The 17,376-nt window shown below is 47.1% G+C and carries 16 protein-coding genes; 9 read left to right on the top strand and 7 right to left on the bottom strand.

The window, feature by feature from the left end; all coding sequences use genetic code 11:
• The first annotated feature begins 157 nt into the window (after window positions 1-157).
• Window positions 158-1,006, top strand: a complete 849-nt coding sequence (gene folP, locus ACLFWI_RS11650; RefSeq protein ID WP_446413086.1) for a dihydropteroate synthase — start codon at window positions 158-160, stop codon at window positions 1,004-1,006.
• A gap of 783 nt (window positions 1,007-1,789) precedes the next feature.
• Window positions 1,790-2,185 carry a hypothetical protein gene (locus ACLFWI_RS11645; protein ID WP_446407143.1) on the top strand — a complete coding sequence of 132 codons (396 nt, stop codon included), beginning with the start codon at window positions 1,790-1,792 and terminating at the stop codon, window positions 2,183-2,185.
• Window positions 2,186-2,239: 54 nt separating this feature from the next.
• On the opposite strand, the gene ACLFWI_RS11640 is transcribed toward ACLFWI_RS11645, so the two are convergent.
• Both ACLFWI_RS11640 and ACLFWI_RS11635 read right to left on the bottom strand, forming a co-directional pair.
• Window positions 2,240-3,352: a tetratricopeptide repeat protein gene (locus ACLFWI_RS11640; protein ID WP_446413085.1), complete on the bottom strand. Its 1,113-nt coding sequence runs from the start codon at window positions 3,350-3,352 to the stop codon at window positions 2,240-2,242.
• Between the two features lie 87 nt (window positions 3,353-3,439).
• Entirely contained in the window at window positions 3,440-4,327 is an 888-nt protein-coding gene (locus ACLFWI_RS11635) for an RsmE family RNA methyltransferase (RefSeq protein ID WP_446413084.1), read from the bottom strand.
• Between the two features lie 35 nt (window positions 4,328-4,362).
• Between ACLFWI_RS11635 and ACLFWI_RS11630 the strand changes: the two genes are divergently transcribed.
• The gene (locus ACLFWI_RS11630; RefSeq protein WP_446413083.1) at window positions 4,363-5,217 is read left to right on the top strand and encodes a DUF72 domain-containing protein; all 855 of its coding nucleotides are present in this window, start codon (window positions 4,363-4,365) and stop codon (window positions 5,215-5,217) included.
• 353 nt (window positions 5,218-5,570) lie between these two features.
• On the opposite strand, the gene ACLFWI_RS11625 is transcribed toward ACLFWI_RS11630, so the two are convergent.
• From ACLFWI_RS11625 to ACLFWI_RS11615, 3 genes are all read right to left on the bottom strand, one after another.
• A complete protein-coding gene (locus ACLFWI_RS11625; protein WP_446413082.1) occupies window positions 5,571-7,820 on the bottom strand; it encodes an amylo-alpha-1,6-glucosidase in 2,250 nt (749 codons plus the stop codon).
• 18 nt (window positions 7,821-7,838) lie between these two features.
• The gene (locus ACLFWI_RS11620; RefSeq protein ID WP_446413081.1) at window positions 7,839-9,125 is read right to left on the bottom strand and encodes a glycosyltransferase; all 1,287 of its coding nucleotides are present in this window, start codon (window positions 9,123-9,125) and stop codon (window positions 7,839-7,841) included.
• Window positions 9,126-9,220: 95 nt separating this feature from the next.
• Window positions 9,221-10,300 carry a glycosyltransferase family 4 protein gene (locus ACLFWI_RS11615; RefSeq protein WP_446413080.1) on the bottom strand — a complete coding sequence of 360 codons (1,080 nt, stop codon included), beginning with the start codon at window positions 10,298-10,300 and terminating at the stop codon, window positions 9,221-9,223.
• 395 nt (window positions 10,301-10,695) lie between these two features.
• Between ACLFWI_RS11615 and ACLFWI_RS11610 the strand changes: the two genes are divergently transcribed.
• Both ACLFWI_RS11610 and ACLFWI_RS11605 read left to right on the top strand, forming a co-directional pair.
• On the top strand, window positions 10,696-10,824 hold the full coding sequence (locus tag ACLFWI_RS11610; RefSeq protein ID WP_446407150.1) for a hypothetical protein: 129 nt from the start codon (window positions 10,696-10,698) through the stop codon (window positions 10,822-10,824).
• Between the two features lie 24 nt (window positions 10,825-10,848).
• Window positions 10,849-11,034 carry a hypothetical protein gene (locus ACLFWI_RS11605; RefSeq protein ID WP_446413079.1) on the top strand — a complete coding sequence of 62 codons (186 nt, stop codon included), beginning with the start codon at window positions 10,849-10,851 and terminating at the stop codon, window positions 11,032-11,034.
• A 486-nt stretch (window positions 11,035-11,520) separates the two neighbouring features.
• Here ACLFWI_RS11605 and ACLFWI_RS11600 read toward each other — a convergent pair whose 3' ends face one another.
• A complete protein-coding gene (locus tag ACLFWI_RS11600) occupies window positions 11,521-11,673 on the bottom strand; it encodes a hypothetical protein (protein WP_446413078.1) in 153 nt (50 codons plus the stop codon).
• A 785-nt stretch (window positions 11,674-12,458) separates the two neighbouring features.
• Between ACLFWI_RS11600 and ACLFWI_RS11595 the strand changes: the two genes are divergently transcribed.
• Window positions 12,459-12,602, top strand: coding sequence for a hypothetical protein (locus tag ACLFWI_RS11595; protein ID WP_446413077.1), 144 nt, complete (start codon window positions 12,459-12,461; stop codon window positions 12,600-12,602).
• 345 nt (window positions 12,603-12,947) lie between these two features.
• On the opposite strand, the gene ACLFWI_RS11590 is transcribed toward ACLFWI_RS11595, so the two are convergent.
• A complete protein-coding gene (locus ACLFWI_RS11590; RefSeq protein WP_446413076.1) occupies window positions 12,948-14,501 on the bottom strand; it encodes a DUF1565 domain-containing protein in 1,554 nt (517 codons plus the stop codon).
• 192 nt (window positions 14,502-14,693) lie between these two features.
• Here ACLFWI_RS11590 and ACLFWI_RS11585 point away from each other — a divergent pair, with 192 nt between their 5' ends.
• The 3 genes from ACLFWI_RS11585 (at window position 14,694) to ACLFWI_RS11575 (ending at window position 17,229) form a co-directional block, all read left to right on the top strand.
• On the top strand, window positions 14,694-15,773 hold the full coding sequence (locus ACLFWI_RS11585) for a thiamine phosphate synthase (protein WP_446413075.1): 1,080 nt from the start codon (window positions 14,694-14,696) through the stop codon (window positions 15,771-15,773).
• On the top strand, window positions 15,770-15,991 hold the full coding sequence (gene thiS / locus ACLFWI_RS11580; RefSeq protein WP_446413074.1) for a sulfur carrier protein ThiS: 222 nt from the start codon (window positions 15,770-15,772) through the stop codon (window positions 15,989-15,991). The genes ACLFWI_RS11585 and thiS overlap by 4 nt, the downstream gene beginning before the upstream one ends.
• Before the next feature lie 287 nt (window positions 15,992-16,278).
• Complete coding sequence (locus ACLFWI_RS11575; protein ID WP_446413073.1) at window positions 16,279-17,229, top strand: DUF1517 domain-containing protein; 951 nt, start codon at window positions 16,279-16,281, stop codon at window positions 17,227-17,229.
• The last annotated feature ends 147 nt before the right edge of the window (window positions 17,230-17,376 follow it).

Here is a 17,376-nt window from a genome sequence, read left to right as displayed (position 1 = left end):
GTTCATTGTTGATGGTTCATTGTTGATGGTTCATTGTTGATGGGTCGTTTGTCGAAAAAAATCGATAGATGACGTAGCTTGCTTCTGTTCGGGAAGCGAGTATGACAAAGAACAAATGACGAATGACAAAGAACAAATGACGAATGACAAAGGACAAATGACGAATGACAAAGGACAACTAACCATCCGAGAACGTTCTTTCTGTTGGGGAGAACGTACCTATCTCATGGGCGTTTTAAATGTGACGCCAGATAGTTTTAGTGATGGGGGGGAGTTTAATACCCCAGCAGCAGCTTTGGCACAAGCTCAACGGCTGGTAGAGGCTGGTGTGGATATTCTCGACATTGGTGGACAATCAACCCGACCGGGGGGCCAGGAGATTTCGGAAGCCGCAGAACTCCAGCGTGTACTCCCTGTGGTCAAGGCGGTACGTTCCTCCCTGTCTGTCCCGATCTCCGTGGATACGACCAGAGCTTCTGTCGCGAAAGCAGCGGTGGCGGTGGGTGCGGATATGGTCAATGATATTTCCGGTGGTACGTTTGACCCGGATATGTTTCCTGTAGTTGCCCAATTGGGTGTGCCAATCATTTTGATGCATATCCGGGGAACTCCCCAAACCATGCAAAAGCTGACCGATTATCATGACCTCATCGGCGAAATATACGAGTTTCTAGAGGGTCAAATTCAGGTGGCTATCAACGCGGGAATTGTGCGATCGCGCCTGATCATTGATCCGGGGATTGGGTTCGCCAAAACCGCTGAGCAAAATATACAACTGCTGCGACAACTTGCTGCTTTTCGTTCCCTCGGTGTGCCTATTTTAGTCGGCGTGTCTCGCAAACGTTTTATCGGTCACATTCTTAACCAACCTGACCCCAAGCAACGAGTCTGGGGAACGGCGACGGCTTGTTGTGCGGCGATTGCAGCAGGATCTGATATTCTCCGGGTTCACGATGTTGCCGAAATGTATGATGTCTGTCGGGTTGCTGATGCCATCTGGCGGTAAGTAGGTGGACACAATTAAAGTTAACGGTTGAGATTAGGGAACAGTAGTAGCATGGCACACCTTAATTAATGAATTAGAATCACGCCGCGAAACTGTAGGGGCGCTTTCTACTTGTGTTCGATTCAATGGTAAAATCTATTCCACAATTTTAGCTGTGCCACGCCAGTCCAGTATGTGTTTCGTCTGATTGTTAATTTTTGTGAATAAATTTAGCGAAACCTTGCAAAAATCGCCCTTAAAACTCATAATTCTAATCTGACGGCGATGTATAGAGCAGCGTCATCCCAGAAATGATCAACCTGGAGTACAGATCGCCTGATCAATTGCTGTCAAGTCATCAAAAGCCGTATTTGAGTTAGCGAAAAAGTACCATCAAACGGTAAAATAAAAATAGTTATTGACCTCTCTACTGGAGTTGGGATGAGCAATTGAAGTTAGGTGGAACAAGTGCGTTAAGTCACAATGATAGAAGACGATATAACGTTCGTCTATCTAGAAAAACCTGAATAAAAAGCCTTTGGATTATCAGGCAAATCAGACCCTTCAATTGCTAGACAAGTCAATTCCCATCGAGTAGCAATAAGAGCCAAAAAGTTTTAGCTCTTATGACTCTAAGCTAAGCGGTTGGCATCGTTCAGCCCAAAGCCAAAAAGCTAACAAAACTGATTGAGGTAGCATTTTGCCTGTACAATCAGAAATGGCAGACGTTGGCATCGTTTGTTTTCATCTATCTTTCTTTGGCAAATTTGTTAAGTTTTCTCTAAGAGACAGGAGTATCGCTAAATGTTCAGTTTTTTAAAATCTAAAAACAAATCGTCAGAAGCTCCGAAAACCAAAAAAAGTAAAGACTACTTTTTGGAACTAGACGATACGGGGGCGGTCAAAGCGGAACCGGAAGCGAAGAAACCGGAACCCGCTAAAGCAACCAAAGTTCCAGAAGCAGAAGTGAAAAAACCAGCAGCGAAAGCGGCTAAATCACCAGAAGCCAAACCGCAAAAAGCTGCACCCCAGGCGACGCCAGCAGCGGCTAGCAATGGCAAAGTCGAGCCTCAACCGGGACTCACCTTTGCACCAAACAACTTACTGCCACTCAAAACCAATAGTGGTCGGCGGCGTCCGGGTCCTTCTATGAATAATTTCCTAGAGATGGCACGTCAGGTGCAGCCTCCTCGCTCATAAGCTATTTCATTTGGCGGTGCAGAATGTAGAGACGTTGCATGCAACGTCTCTACATTAATTATTTTTCAGAAAAACCAGTCCACTGTATAGTTCAAAAGCAGAATCCCAGAGGCTTTCTTGACGGCGAAACAAGTCAATGTGAGCGGGTAAACGAGTCAGCATTTCTCGATAATCAAGAGCCGTTTCAGCAAAATTGGTGAAATCTGACCAAACAGGGGTTTGAGGAAGTTGGCGGTTGAGAAAATCCCGCAGTTTATTCCAGTTGATTCGATTAGTTGTCTGGCTTAGGGAAGATGGGGATTTTCCCTGAGTTGGGTGATTTTTTGGCTGGGGGGATAGTTCAATTCCTTGCTGAAATTGATAATCGCGATCGCATAAACGCAGGATAGTTTTTCTTGTCGGTAAATGCAAGTCGCAAAACTGGGCATAGTCTTGGGTTTGAGTCTTACGCTGTAATTTACCACGAGCGTCAACATCCACCACTTGTTCAAAAATAGGTAAGCGTCCCTCCACCAGTTGACTCACTTGGGACCATTGGAAGGGGAGGGAACCCAGTTGACCTTGATCATCTTCGCAGACAACGGTAGCTTCCTGAGAACTGACTTGGGAAAAATAATCAACCCTAAACACGTTGAGGGATTGAATCTCCGCCAAAATTGCCCAAAAACAGGGAACTGAACCCTGCTTGAGGGATGACGCATAAAATTTTAATTCGCCAATGGGTCCAACTCGATACAACCGCCATCCCCTTGTCGGGAGTTGTAGGCGGGCGGTATAGGGATCAATTTGCATAATCTTCGCCAAGGTTTGGGCGGCGGTGGGTTTGGCTTCGGGTTCAATGGGTTCGAGGACTAAAATACCAAATTGAGTATTTTCGGGGTCAGCCGTGGCTTGGGCTAAGGCTTGGCGGCGTTTTTCCTGTTCCATAGCTTCTAAACGCCCCAATCCCTGACGCGCTTGGGTCATGACTTTAGGATGCGTTGTATTTTTAAGTAACTTGCGGTAAGCCGTTTCTGCGGCGTCTAGCTTACCTGTGGCTTCGTGTAAACGTCCGATATAGAGTCGCACCCACGGGTTATTGGGGTCTTCCTGGGCTAACTGTTTGAGTAACCTAGCCGCTGTGCGGTAGTCTTTTTGTTTAAAGGCATTAGTAACTTGGTCAAGCATAATTTTGTCTTATGTCATTCGTCATTTGTCTTATGTCATTCGTCATACTCGCTATCGCGAGAAGCAAGCTACGTCTTATGTCAAAAATTATCGCTTTGGTGTCTCTAAACTAGCAGCAATTAACGAAAGAGCCACAAGCGGGGCGGTAACAGCGCGTAAAATTCGGTGTCCTAGGGAAACAGGTTGAAATCCAGCCGCGATCGCTTGTTCAATTTCTGCAGGAGTCCAGCCGCCTTCGGGTCCTGTTGCAATGGCGATAATAGAGCGTTTTGACCCTTCGCTGCGTTCATCTGGAACCGGGTTTTGAATGTAGGGGCGGGTTTCACTATTATCGTTTGTTGTCACCCTAATGGTGCTAAACCCGCCCTCATCTCCCTTATCTTGCCCATCTCCGGGATCAATAACCTCTAACTTAGGTAAGCAATTTAACAGATGAGGAAGGTTACCCCGTGCGACACAAATATAGCGGTGGGTGGTGGAGTTAATGGCTTGTTCAATGGCTGAGGTAAAGTCCAGGGGATCAATAATTTTGGGTACAATCTGACGTTCCGATTGTTCAGCGGCTTCTTGGGCGATACGTCGCCAGCGTTCCAGTTTGCGGGGACTGGGATTGAGAATTGTGCGATCGCTCTTAATTGGTATGATACTGGTGACACCGAGTTCGGTTGCCGCGGAGATAATATCCTCAAATCCACTCCCCTTGGGCATCGCAGCGATTAGGGTAATTGCACAAGATAATTCGGTTTGGATGGGGATCGATTCAATAATTGTTGCTTGGGTTAGGTTAGCTATTAACTCACTCAACCACCAGTTTCCCTCTCCATCCATGGCAATAAAGCGATCGCCTTCAGTCAGTCGCAAGACTCGCACCAGGTAATGCTGTTGGCTTTCGGTGAGGAGAATCTGTTGGTTTTGTCGTTGCGTGGGTGAGATGACTAACCGTTGCAGGTTCATAGTTGATTGTTGATGGTTCATTGTTCATAGTAGATGTAGCCAAAGAAACAGGAACCATGAAATTTTTATTGGGTTGTGCAGTTTGGGCGTATAAGGGTTGGATTGGTGAGTTTTATCCACCGAAGAGTCCAGCAGGGGAATTGTTGCATCTGTATAGTCAGCGGTTGAGAACAGTTGAAGGGAATACCACATTTTACGCGATTCCCAGTTCAGAAACGATCGCGCAGTGGAAATCCCAGATGTCACCGGGTTTTCAGTTTTGTCCCAAATTGCCGCGATCGCTCACTCATAATGGATTATTGAAACCCTCAATTTCAGAGGCGTTGGCGTTTTTGCAGACGATGCGAGGGTTAGGAGAACATTTAGGTCCAGTGTTTATCCAACTTCCCCCCAGCTATGAACCCGCATTCCTAGAGGATTTAGCCGCCTTTCTCGAAGCATGGCAGAAAACGGAGGCTGCGATCGCGGTAGAAGTACGTCATCCTGATTGGTTTGAATCCCCCCACGCCAGTCATCTGAATGAACTGTTAATCCAATTAGGAGTAGGGCGAGTATTATTGGATAGCCGACCGGCTTACAGTCACTCAAATCTTTATAAAACGCCATTAGATGTTCGCAAGCCAAGACTCCCTGTGCAACCTGTGGTGACAGCAGAATTTAGTTTCGTGCGGTTTATTAGTCATCCTGATCAAGAAGTGAATCAGCCATTTTTGGAAGCATGGGTGAAATGGGTAGAGCAGGAGTTAAAGTTAGGGCGACAGATTTATTTTTTCGTTCACTGTCCCATTGAAGACTACTCTCCAGCTAATGCGCGACAGTTTCAGCAATTATTAGAAGAAAATAATGTACTTATTCCTCCGTTACCGTGGAATCAGATTGATCACTCACCCATACAATTAAGTTTGTTTTGACAGGACAGGAATGGATATATAAATAAGGCAAAATTACCCGCTGAAACCATGTCACCTTGAATCCCTGTGTAGGGGCGACCCGCTTGCACAAATCAACAACTGTATCTACTCAATGTGATCGGGTCGCCCTTGACTAAGGTTGATATTACAGTGCTTTTCATGTTTATGGAATACACAATTGTATTCACTTGCTTTGCGGCTCAAGCCTTGTCTGTAGTCCACTAACTTGAAAACCGCTTGAAAATGCTTTACTGATTTGGGTTTCCTTGCGTCAACCCAACCTACAACCTATTTTAGTTTCGCTCTCATAAGCCAGGTTAGAACATAACTTGGTATGAGAGACTCCCTGGCTATCAAGCTTCAATGACAACTCGTAAATTGCCGCGTTTCCGGACAACTCGACAGGCGGTTGCTCCACTAGAGCGCTCAAATTCTAAATCTAATACCGTCTGCCCAATTTTTAGGTTTTGCAGTGACAAATACTGCACGGATTCCGGTAGAGTAGGATGAACAATTCGCAGACAATTTCTGGGCGTATCGGGTACTAAATTAACCATCACCTGGAGGAGTTGGAAAATCGTTCCCGTTGCCCAGGCTTGCGGCGAACAAGCCACAGGATATCGCACGGGTGTGCTATTGGGGGTGCGTTCATAGCCACAGAATAGTTCCGGTGGACGATAATAGGGTTGTTGGGTGGTCATGTCGATAATACCTTGAGCCACTTCCAACGCCTGATCCACCAATCCGAGCGATCGCAATCCGGCAATAATCATCCCATTATCGTGATGCCATACTGATCCGAGGTGATAGCCCATGGGATTATACGCGGGAGATAAGCTACTTAAGGTGCGAATTCCCCAGCCACTAAACATATCCGGCGCTTGCAATCGTTCGGCGACATTGTGTGCCTTGTCTTTTGATAAAATATCCAGTCCTAGACAATGCCCCGGATTAGAGGTGATACTGTCCACAGGCTTGCCCTCACCATCCAACGCCAAGGCACAATAACCGCGATCGGGCAGCCAAAAGTCACGATTGAAGCGGGTTTTCAGGGCTTGAGCTTCCTCATGCCAACGCTCTGCCAAATCTAACTGCTTTTTGGTACGCGCAAGCTGGCTTAAGCGCATCTTCGCCGCGTAAACATACCCTTGCACTTCTGCCAGCGTAATCGCCCCTTGGGCTAACTTCCCTTTGGCATCAACGATACAGTCTCCTGAGTCTTTCCATCCCTGATTCCGGAGTCCCCCCTTCGACTTGCATTCATAGCTTATATATCCCGTCTGCTGACAACGGCGATCAATCCAATCCATCGCTGCTAACGCATTATCCCATAACCGATCCAAAAGATCCTGATCATAGGTCCAGGCATAATAATCAGCATAGAGCATCAACCACAGGGGTGTGGCATCGACCGTACCATAATAAGGTGTATGGGGGAGTTCGCCACAACGAGCCATTTCGCCCAGACGCAACTCGTGGAGAATCTTACCCGGTTCTTCTTCCCGCCACTCGTCCTCAACTTTACCCTGATACTCCGCCAGGGTAATCAGCGTTTGACGCGCAATCCCCGGATCGAGGATCAGCGTTTGGGTTGCAGCAATCAGGGAATCCCGTCCAAATAACGTGGAAAACCAGGGAATCCCCGCACAGAGAATTTTACCCTTGCCAAAGGTTTGACCTAAAAGATAGATATCCTGTTCAGCACGTTCTATGATCTGATTTAAGGCTCGATTATCCGTGCGAATCCGAGTCACCCCCTCTCGCCAATCCCTTTCCTCCATCGCCTCAGCCGCGATCGCTTGTTTGAGAGTTGTTGGCGCATTTACCACAGAAGCCGGACAATTGTCAACAAAGGGCTGTACCCTATACCCCAATTGCTGGGTTTCATGAGAACCCAATTTCAACCGCCAAATGGCAGTATATCCCCTAAATTCATCCGGCTGACGGTGATCAAACTGAATTCGAGACTCCATCAACACCTGATCCAATCCCTGATAGGCTAAGGTAAGTTCGCCCGTTTCTTGAACCAAGGACTGCACATCTGGGTTCAAGGCATTGTCCCCTTGAGGAATAACCTGTCGCATAAGTTTGCCTATCTGCTGACGCACATAACCGCGAATTTGGAATAAATCGGCAAAATCGGCATCAAAACTTAAACTGAGTTCAAACTCAACGGGTTGGGTGCTGTAATTGGTAATTGTCAGGTCTTCAAACAATCCACCTTGTAATACAATATCCCGTTGCATGCCAATTGTTTCCCCTGGGATACGCCCCTCAACATAAGGATTAGCACAGAGAACCGAAAGGGCAAACCCTCGTCCGGCGGTACTGCTGAGTAAAATGGGTGAGAGTCCCTCAATCTGTAATTCTAGGCGACTAAGAAACCGACTATCTTGACAAAAGAACCCTAAGCTTTTGTCAGATTCATCATCCAGACAGCCAGCAATATTACCCAGGGGATCAGTAATCAAAAACAGGTCATCATCTTTCAGTGTCAGTGTCGATTGGAGTCGCTTTGTCGTCGTGCATTGCCACTCTGGAATTGGCACTTGTTCAGCCGGCGCAAAGGTTCTACCGTTGAGTTCCAGGATATTTAGATCCATTCCAGTTTTTTCTCTACCTTAAGATACTTGCATTAATTCCGCTTCGACATCAACAGTTGATTGACTCAATCCCTCTGCCGGAACAGACAAGATGCAGGGGTTCTGCACATCTGGCACAATTGTACTAATCAAACCCGCTAATCGGCGACGGTAGATATCGCTCAGATGCGCCGCCACCAAGTTCCAACTCAATGCCGAGGTTGTCACATCCGTTGTCTGCCGTTTCAGGCGTTGCGCCAACAAATCATCCACTAAGACTGGATGAATCGCCTCAGCGAATGCGGCTGCATCCCCTGGAGGGACTAACAAACCCGTTTCCCCTGGTATAATGGTAAATCGTAATCCGTCCACATCTGAGGCGACAATAGGTATCTTATAGGCCAGTGCAGCCAGTGCAGCTGAACCAAACGGTTCATATCGACTGGGAATAACGCAGACATCGGCGGCGGTATAGTAGAGCCAGTGCTGATCTGAGCAGACAGATTCAATCAGAAGAACCTGTTGCTCTAACTCAAGTTGATGAATCCATTGCTTAACTCGTTCCCTAGCCAGGGGATTGGAATCAGGAGTGACAATCAAGCAACGCCATGATTTGATCCCATCGGCTGATGTGCGATCGCGGTATTTTTTCAACGCGGCTATCAGCGTATCAATCCCTTTACTGGTATCCAGCTTACCCACATACAGCACTAACCGTTCATTGGCATCGAACCCCAATTTCCCTTTCGCCTCTGACTTGGATAGCTTGGGGGAAGGTTGGGCGCGATCGCACCAATCTGGGTACATAAGAATCACTTGATCGGCTTCTGGTGTGCTCCGATTCTTGCTCATTCCCTGATTTTGCTCCACTGCACCGATTATACTGCTTTGCTGCTTATCCGTTAACCAATTGGTGTGGATTAATTGAATTGTTGTCGATTCCTTCAATTTTAACCCCACTTGAGCCGATAGCCAATCCTGGGTATGAATCAGAGCATACTGGGTTCCTTCTTTAGCTTGAAATGCCTGAAATGCTTTAACCCATTGCCGCAAGTATTGAGAGGATTGTTCGCCACTGAGAGGCTTTTTCCCATCAACTACCAAGCGGATGGTGCGACAGTGAGGCGACGTCCATTCAATCATCGGTTGATCGGGATGAGTTTGTGGGGTAAACCAATCGATTTGCCATCCCAGTTTGGCTAGCGCTTGACTTAGCTGATTAATCTGAGTTAGGCGTTGATTTAGCCTACCTTGACCGGGCTGATTTCCACTATCTTGACCGATGGAAAGTAGCGCCAGGGGTTGTCTATGAACGGTTTGGTTCATGATTCACCTCATTCCATTTTATTTAATGTCTTATGTCGGGTACAGCCGGTTTAACCTAGTCTTGGCAACCTTCTGCCTTCTACCGTCTGCTCAACTTAACTGGCTAGAAGTGTGGGGACATGCAAATGACCATTGCGAGCAAACCGTTCTGCCAAAACTTGGTTATAGACGGCTTCATATCCATCAACCATACGTTTCACCGCGAAGTTGGTTTCAACATGTTCTCGACAAGCTTGTCGATTCAGTTGGGGGATTTTCGCGATCGCATCCACACAGTCATCGACGGTATTACAGAGGAACCCTGTCTTGCCATGAACAATAACTTCTGGGGCTGATCCCAACCCCATAGCAATAACAGGAGTCCCCGATGCCATTGATTCAATCATCACCAGTCCAAAGGGTTCACGCCAAGTAATTGGGAATAGCGTCGCCACAGCACCTCCCATCAATTCATTTTTCTGTTCGTGATTGGCTTCACCCAAAAACTCAATTTGTTTACCATCAATTAAAGGTTCCACTTCCGCCTCAAAAAAGGCTCGATCTTTGGCATCAACCTTACCTGCCATTTTCAAATGCCATCCGGAACGCTTGGCAATTTCAATGGCTAACCTTGGTCCTTTTTCCGGGGACATCCGCCCAACAAACGCCAGATAGGGCGGCTGTTTTGGCTGGGTGTGAAATTTAAACTGATCGGGTGCGATCGCGTTATATACCGTTGCTACATAATTCAGTCCCAATTCCGGGCGCTGCTGAGAGTTGGAAATGCTGACAAAATTTTGTTGACGATGCTGGGTAAAAATCTGTTCAACTAATGGCGAAAGCGTACCATGAATTGTATGCACAACTGGCGTTTTTGTCAAGGTGGCATAAGCAAGCGCCGGGTAATCTACATGAGCATGAATCACATCGAATTCATTGGCTCGTTCAAATATTTTGCTCAACTGCATCTGTTCATAAACAGCATAGTCTTGATGGGTTACGTCAAGAGAACGCAGCGCTTTTTCACATCCCGGTTCCAGTTTTGCCACTGTCTGTGAATCACCGGATGCAAACAAGGTTACCTCATGACCCCGACGCACGAGTTCATCGGTGAGTAAACTCACCACTAATTCTGTACCACCATAAGCTGGGGGAGGTACAGGCTCCCACAACGGTGCAATTTGAGCAATCCGCATTTTTAAACCTCCCATTTAGAATGAGATGGAATCAAGAAAGGTTGGTAAATTAGGGTTAAATAACGTGGCGCTGGTCACTTCAACAAGCGTGATGTTTGGACTCGCCGCCCTGTTTGTTAAGGTCTGTGTAGAACCTTATTCCAAAATTTACTCAGGGTGAGCTAGTCTTGCCAATTCGTGAACTCTACCCCTGATTGGTAGGGAAAACCGTATAGCCGTTTTGTTCATTGTTGATTGTTCATATCAAGTCCGGTAGCCTGTTGCTTCTGGGAGAGGGGGTAAAACGATATTAGCCTCATAGGCCCTTTTGCTGACCTGCGCCCTTTTGCCGGAGAATCTATTCCACCAATTTATTCGGGCACGATAGTATCGTGCTCCTACAAATGATGATTGAGATGACAAAAATTTTGGCTTTGGTCTTAGGGATGTGCCCAGGGTTTGCGATCGCTTGTTCTCATCCATCCCGATCTGGAGAGGCAATGGCAAATCCATTAAACCCCGCTCACCGAGGTGGCGATCGCTAGGACAGGGCGACCCGACCTGACTAAATGGAGTGGTGCGGTTCATTAAACCAAGCGGGTCGCCCCTACAGGAAGGATCGAGTTTTAACTTTGGGTCTTAGGAATGCGCCTAGGGTTTGCGATCGCCTCACCTTATTATCCCCATCTGGAGACGTGATTGCACTACCCTACCAACCCCAAGCCCTACTCGATAAAGAAAACTTTTCCGATTGACGTTTATGTTTTAATATTTTAAAGCGAAGCAGATTGAGGACGGGCAGAAAATGTCGCGGGTAAATCCTGACTTGCTCTGGGTTTGAGGGTGTAGTATGATAGTTACGTAATACTGTATTGGGTTATTCTTGTAGCTAATTTTTACCTAATAACGCTTACACAGTTTGATATTGCGTTATTTGTTTCTCCCTAGCGTCGGAAAAAATTAAATACTACAACTATATTGCACAACCCAATTTCATCGACTCGAAAAGAGGCATATTTGACAAAAAAGCCAGTTAATGCATATCTTGTCATCTCAAAAACTGACAACTGGTGGAATCTGGATGCAACTATCCAGCCGTTAGGAGATGTGCGATCGCACGTCTGCGGACATAATTAAGGCTGGCTGCACAATTGATCTAGGACAATATATAGGCAATTTTCAATCTGGATGACTATGATACTTACAACAGAACAACAGCTTGCCGCCAAGGGCGCACGTCATTAAGTTAAGGGCGGGTTTTGTTGTTCAGTTATCGTTAAGCCACCTAATTGAGTCCCATTACCCGCCCCGACGAATGGATATTGGCGGAATCTGGGATAATTAATCGGCGCGATCGCATTTGATGATCCGGTGGAATGAAAAGGCGCGATCACATATTAAACAAAGGGCGGGTTTTGTTGTTCAGTTATCGTTAAGCCACCTAATTGAGTCTCATTACCCGCCCCTACAAATGGATATTGGCGGAATCTGGGATAATTAATTAAGTGCGATCGCATTTGATGATCGGGTGGAATGAAAAGGCGCGATCACATATTGAACAAAGGGTACACGTCATTAAACAAAGGGCGCACGTCATCCGTGTTAGTCAACTTAAAACTTTGTATAACTAGCGCTCAAAGTTTAGATCCCCCTAAATCCCCCTTAAAAAGGGGGACTTTGATTAGATACAACCCCTGTTGATGCTAAATCCCTTGATGTTATGGGATTTATCGCCGATGAGGATCAAGTGCGATCGCATTTGATGATCCGGTGGAATCAGAAGGCGCGATCGCATTTGATGATCCGGTGGAATCAGAAGGCGCGATCGCATTTGATGATCCGGTGGAATCAGAAGGCGCGATCGCACATTAAACAAAGGGCGCACGTCATTTAACAAAGGGCGGGTTTTGTTGTTCAGTTATCGTTAAGCCACCTAATTGAGTCTCATTACCCGCCCCTACAAATGGATATTGGCGGAATCTGGGATAATTAATTAAGTGCGATCGCATTTGATGATCGGGTGAATGAAAAGGCGCGATCGCATTTGATGATCCAGTGGAATGAAAAGGCGCGATCGCATTTGATGATCCAGTGGAAGGAAAAGGCGCGATCGCACCGTAGTTCGTAGTAAGGGCTTTAGCCCTATAACTCTGACAACAGGAGCCCCTGCCTGCCGTGGTTGTCTAATCTTATCTATATTTATCTGGAGAGGCGATCGCAGAACAACTCCACCAACCCCGATACTGAATTTGTCCCGGCGCTGTCTTCACTCTCAGCCCAGCTATGTCCTGATCAAGCCCTGCTAGATAACGAAAACTTTTAGTAGTGACGTTTACGTTTTAATATTCTAAAGATAATCGGATTTCGGGCAGGTAGAAAACGCCACAGGCAAATCCTGATTTGACCTGGGTTTGAGAGTGTAGTATGATATTATTTCAATGCTGTATTGGGTATTTTTTATAGCTAATTTTAAGCAAGAATCGCTTAAACCCCTTGCTCATGCGTTTTTTCATTCTCCCTAGCGTCGGAAAAAATGAAATAATACAAGCATGTTTCATTTCCCAGTTTGCTGGACTCGAAACCCGGTGGAGTTGACAAAAAAGCAGTTTAATGCATCTAATTTCCCATCCCAAAAGGACGAGTAATCCTGGAGTAAGTCGCGACGATTCTAATCCTCAAGGGTTTCGATGGTAACGGTTAATCCTTGCTCCTGAAGCAAATTAAGAATTTGTTGGGCATTCTCGCGACTACTAAATAATCCCACTTGCATCATTAACTGCCCATTGTAAGATGTACGAAACGCCCCAGGAATCAGCGATCGCACTAAGGTTTGCTGATCGTCAGTTGCGGCGGCGACTAATACCCGATAACGCCCTTCCGGTAAGGTTTCTGGGGGCGGTTCCTGGGGGATGGCGGATGGATTGTTGCTACTGAGTACAGGAATAGAATCCCGGCTGGGGAACTCTTGTGGATTAACTGTAACCTCTCCCATCTCGGTGTCAGGTGCAGAGGCGGCTGGTGTGGATGTATCAGGTATCACCGTCTCGGTTGGTGAGGGAACGGAAAGATCGATGATCCGGGGAACGGCTGCGGCTGGTGTCGCTGGGTTAGTTGAGTTCTGCTGAGACTGGAGACTGGAGGGAACCGGAAAAGAAGCGGCGGAAATGGGAGAGGTTGAGGAGGATTCGCCGATCTGATCTCTAGCTGCTGGTTGAGTCTCAGTTGATTCTGAGGAATTCGCCACCGATAGGGAGATAGTTGTCCAATCTGAGGAAAACCTGGTGGGAAGTGTTTCTAACTGGGAGATAGTCGTCTCCGGTTCAATGATGGGGGAAACACTTTCGGGAGTCGGGGAAGGATTCGCGGTAGTTTCAACGGGTTCAGATACCGATTCGGTTTCAGGAATACTCGTAGTCGTGGGGGATTCAACTGAGGTTGAAGGACTGTTGCGATCTGCGCTTACGAGCGGTGCTTCGCGATCGCGACTTAATTCCAAAGTAGCGTTTTCCCGGTCAATAAACACATTTTCCCGCACATCTGCCTGTAATGTACCCGCCACCAGAATACCGTCGCCACCATTGTTATAAAAGTAATTGCTGCGAATGGTTGGCGCACTATTTCCCTTAACCACAATTCCGGCGCTGGTATTTTCTGTAAATGTATTATCCACAACTACTGGCGAACTGGATTCAATCCATAACCCATAGCCTTGAGGATTCGGATTAGTAATCGTCACACCCGTTACCGTGGCGGGGTTTGCTGCTAGAATGGTAATATTCTGCTGGGCGGCGGTGGGACTTTCAAACATGCCACCCCCTTGAATGATAATATTCTCCCCTCTGGTGCGGGGATTCCCTTGCAACGTGACGCCATCGGGCAAAATTAAAGGAAAGGTTTCACCGGTTTGGGAACTATAGATACCAGGCGCTAAAACAATCACCGTATTCGGTTGCGCGACTTGTAAGGCTTTGGCAATGGTTTTGAAGGGGGAATCCAAATTACCATTACCATTAATATCATCCCCAGTTATGGGGTTGACCAACAACACTGGAGTGTCTTGCTGATTTTGGGCAACAAGGTGCTGAGGATTCGGTGTTAACTGGGCTACAGCTTCCAGAGAAGTCAGGGTGATGCAGCTAAGAGAAACCACAGCGATCGCGCCTATCCTCAACCGGATTGGGCGTAGGTGGTGGAACCATTGAATTAGGTAAGGCTTAACCATCTCCTGCGGTATGAATCTGAAGCTATGTTTTGAGTGTACTGTACTCAGTTGCTGCTCCGAGTCCTAGAATAACGAATCGGCAACCGTTCGACAATTATTAAAATTTTCCACAGTTATGAATCACTCCAGATTCAGTCAACCCTTAAAGCCATCATCCTGTTAGGATAAGATAATCATGTGGAGCAGTTCGCGATGAGCGGGTACAACGGTTGGATAGGGCAAGAACCAGCAGTTTGCCGGATTTTAGATGCGAATTTAGACCGAGCCAGAGAAGGCTTACGGATTATCGAAGAGTGGTGTCGCTTTGGTCTAAATAGCGTCCAGATGGCGAGTGAATGCAAACAGATGCGCCAAGAACTTGCCCGTTGGCATAGTCGAGAGATTCGCGCCGAACGAGATACGCCCGGTGATTTAGGGACGGAACTCTCTCATCCCCAGGAAGAACACCGCGCCAATATCCAACAGGTTTTGCAAGCTAATCTGTGTCGGGTTCAGGAAGCCTTACGGGTACTAGAGGAATATGGTAAGCTGTATAGTCCCAGTATGGGAGCTGCTTGTAAGCAAATGCGCTATCGGGTCTATACCCTAGAAAGTCAGTTGCTCATCTACCACCGCTATCAACGGCTGAAGCGATCGCAGCTTTATTTAGTCACCTCACCCTCAGACCAACTTTTACCCACGGTAGAAGCAGCACTCCAAGGAGGACTGACATTAGTTCAATATCGAGACAAAAATGCTGACGATTTAGTCAGACTCGCTCAAGCCCAGAAACTGCGCCAAATGTGCCACCATTACGGGGCATTATTTATTATGAACGATCGCGTGGATTTAGCGTTAGCAATTGATGCCGATGGCGTTCATTTAGGACAGCAGGATTTGCCAATCGCTGTCGCCCGAAAACTCCTGGGACATGATCGAATTATTGGTCGCTCTACCACAAATCCCGACGAAATGCAACGGGCAATTGCAGAAGGCGTCGATTATATTGGCGTTGGACCGATCTATGAAACCCCCACTAAAGTAGGCAAAACAGCGGCGGGGTTAGACTATGTGCAGTATGCAGCGCAACAAGCCTCAGTTCCCTGGTTTGCGATCGGTGGCATTGATCCGAATAATATTCATGAGGTCTTAGGGGCGGGAGCGAAACGAGTGGCGATCGTGCGTGCAATCATGCAAGCGGAACAACCGACATTAGTGACTCAATATTTTCTCTCTCAACTGACCAAAGAACAACATCTGCGTCGTATTGAAGCTGGTACTCCTCAATCATGACCAACAGTAGCAATCAAATTACTCTACAAGTGAATGGTGAATCCCGTACCTGTGCGGCTGACACCAAATTGCCTCAACTTTTGGAACAGCTTGACCTAAATCCTCGCTTAGTAGCGGTTGAGTACAATGGCGAGATTCTTCACCGCCAGTTTTGGTCAGATACTCAGATGAAGGATGGGGATCACTTAGAAGTGGTGACGATTGTTGGTGGTGGGTAGGAGAGCAGGGGGAGATGGGGGTGTAGAGACGTAGCATGCTACGTCTCTACACTATCCTGTTCCCTGTTCCCTGTTCCACGTTCCCTGGCAAATGACCAATCGGTAATCTCCACTCTTGGGATGTTTCAGCTCATGAAAGAGAGCGATACAGTGGAAGAGTAGTCAGTAATCCCACTCAGCTTGAGGTGAGTTGTTTCCCTTGGTTCAGACTGATGAGGGTAAAAATCGTTCATAGCTGATGTCAGCCGTTGGAAACTCACCTGAGTTGGAATAATCCTAATTAACGTATGCGTAACCATCTTTTTTCCAAGATCAAACCCTTTTTAAAGTCTCTGCTTGTTGTTGGTCTCATTTTTACCTTAGTCCTGGGAAATGCCAGTGACGCTTTAGCCGCTCGTAGTGGTGGGAGAATTGGAGGCGGTTCCTTCCGCGCTCCCAGTCGTACCTATTCTCGCCCTGGTGGGGGGTATCGCGCTCCCGGTGGCGGCTATGGATATGGTGGGAGAGGAATTGGCTTTCCCTTCCTCTTACCCTTCTTCGGCTTCGGTGGCGTGGGGAGTCTGTTCGGAATTCTGATCTTCTTTGCGATCGCGAATTTCTTGGTGCAGTCTTTCCGTCGTTTGGGTGAAGGGGGCGGAAATGATGTCCCTAGCACGATCAATCCCAAGGTTTCTGTGGGACGCTTGCAAGTGGGTTTACTTGCCAGTGCGCGTGAGCTTCAGTATGAACTTGACGAGTTAGCTCAACAAGCGAATACCGATTCACCTCAAGGACGAGCGCAAGTGCTGCAAGAGTCTACCTTAGCCTTACTCCGTCATCCAGAATATTGGGTGTATGGTGCAGCCCAATCCCAGCAGATTAATTTAGACGCCGCCGAAGCCCGGTTTAATCAGCTCTCTCTTGCTGAACGTAGTAAATTTGCCGAAGAAACCCTATCTAATTATGAAGGTCAACTGCGCCAAGGGACTGGCAAAGCGGCTGAAGGAGATGGAGCCTTGATTGAATCTCAAGATCCGGGTGAATACATTATCGTCACCCTTTTAGTTGGTGTGCAAGGGAAGCTGGAATTACCCAATATCAATAGTTCCGATGACTTGCGTCAAGCTTTGCGTCAGATGGGTGGTGTGTCAAGCGATCGCTTATTGGCAATTGAAGTCCTCTGGACACCTCAAGCCGAAGGCGATACGTTAACCTCAGATGATGTATTAGCGGAATATCCCGATCTGAAACTGGTTTAACTTATATCTTGCACCTTGTCTCGCTCCTAAGACAATAGTGAGCGAGACGCTCCTGATTTTGTCGGGTGTCCAAAAAAGCCACCGGATTTTCAACCGCGATCGCACGCCAAAGATGTAGGGGCGGGTTTAGGGAATCTGTAGGGGCGG

The sequence above is a fragment of the Coleofasciculus sp. genome, from assembly GCF_046539235.1.
Classification (GTDB): Bacteria; Cyanobacteriota; Cyanobacteriia; order Cyanobacteriales; family Coleofasciculaceae; genus Coleofasciculus.
Note: the sequence above shows the minus strand (reverse complement) of the source record. Positions and strands in the feature narration are given on the sequence as shown.

What these genes read in the sequence shown, in the direction of transcription:
- folP (WP_446413086.1), top strand. Translation starts at nt 158, where the DNA reads ATGACGAATGACAAAGGACAACTAACCATCCGAGAACGTTCTTTCTGT.
- ACLFWI_RS11645 (WP_446407143.1), top strand. Translation starts at nt 1,790, where the DNA reads ATGTTCAGTTTTTTAAAATCTAAAAACAAATCGTCAGAAGCTCCGAAA.
- ACLFWI_RS11640 (WP_446413085.1), bottom strand. Translation starts at nt 3,352, where the DNA reads ATGCTTGACCAAGTTACTAATGCCTTTAAACAAAAAGACTACCGCACA.
- ACLFWI_RS11635 (WP_446413084.1), bottom strand. Translation starts at nt 4,327, where the DNA reads ATGAACCATCAACAATCAACTATGAACCTGCAACGGTTAGTCATCTCA.
- ACLFWI_RS11630 (WP_446413083.1), top strand. Translation starts at nt 4,363, where the DNA reads ATGAAATTTTTATTGGGTTGTGCAGTTTGGGCGTATAAGGGTTGGATT.
- ACLFWI_RS11625 (WP_446413082.1), bottom strand. Translation starts at nt 7,820, where the DNA reads ATGGATCTAAATATCCTGGAACTCAACGGTAGAACCTTTGCGCCGGCT.
- ACLFWI_RS11620 (WP_446413081.1), bottom strand. Translation starts at nt 9,125, where the DNA reads ATGAACCAAACCGTTCATAGACAACCCCTGGCGCTACTTTCCATCGGT.
- ACLFWI_RS11615 (WP_446413080.1), bottom strand. Translation starts at nt 10,300, where the DNA reads ATGCGGATTGCTCAAATTGCACCGTTGTGGGAGCCTGTACCTCCCCCA.
- ACLFWI_RS11610 (WP_446407150.1), top strand. Translation starts at nt 10,696, where the DNA reads ATGACAAAAATTTTGGCTTTGGTCTTAGGGATGTGCCCAGGGTTTGCG.
- ACLFWI_RS11605 (WP_446413079.1), top strand. Translation starts at nt 10,849, where the DNA reads ATGGAGTGGTGCGGTTCATTAAACCAAGCGGGTCGCCCCTACAGGAAG.
- ACLFWI_RS11590 (WP_446413076.1), bottom strand. Translation starts at nt 14,501, where the DNA reads ATGGTTAAGCCTTACCTAATTCAATGGTTCCACCACCTACGCCCAATC.
- ACLFWI_RS11585 (WP_446413075.1), top strand. Translation starts at nt 14,694, where the DNA reads ATGAGCGGGTACAACGGTTGGATAGGGCAAGAACCAGCAGTTTGCCGG.
- thiS (WP_446413074.1), top strand. Translation starts at nt 15,770, where the DNA reads ATGACCAACAGTAGCAATCAAATTACTCTACAAGTGAATGGTGAATCC.
- ACLFWI_RS11575 (WP_446413073.1), top strand. Translation starts at nt 16,279, where the DNA reads ATGCGTAACCATCTTTTTTCCAAGATCAAACCCTTTTTAAAGTCTCTG.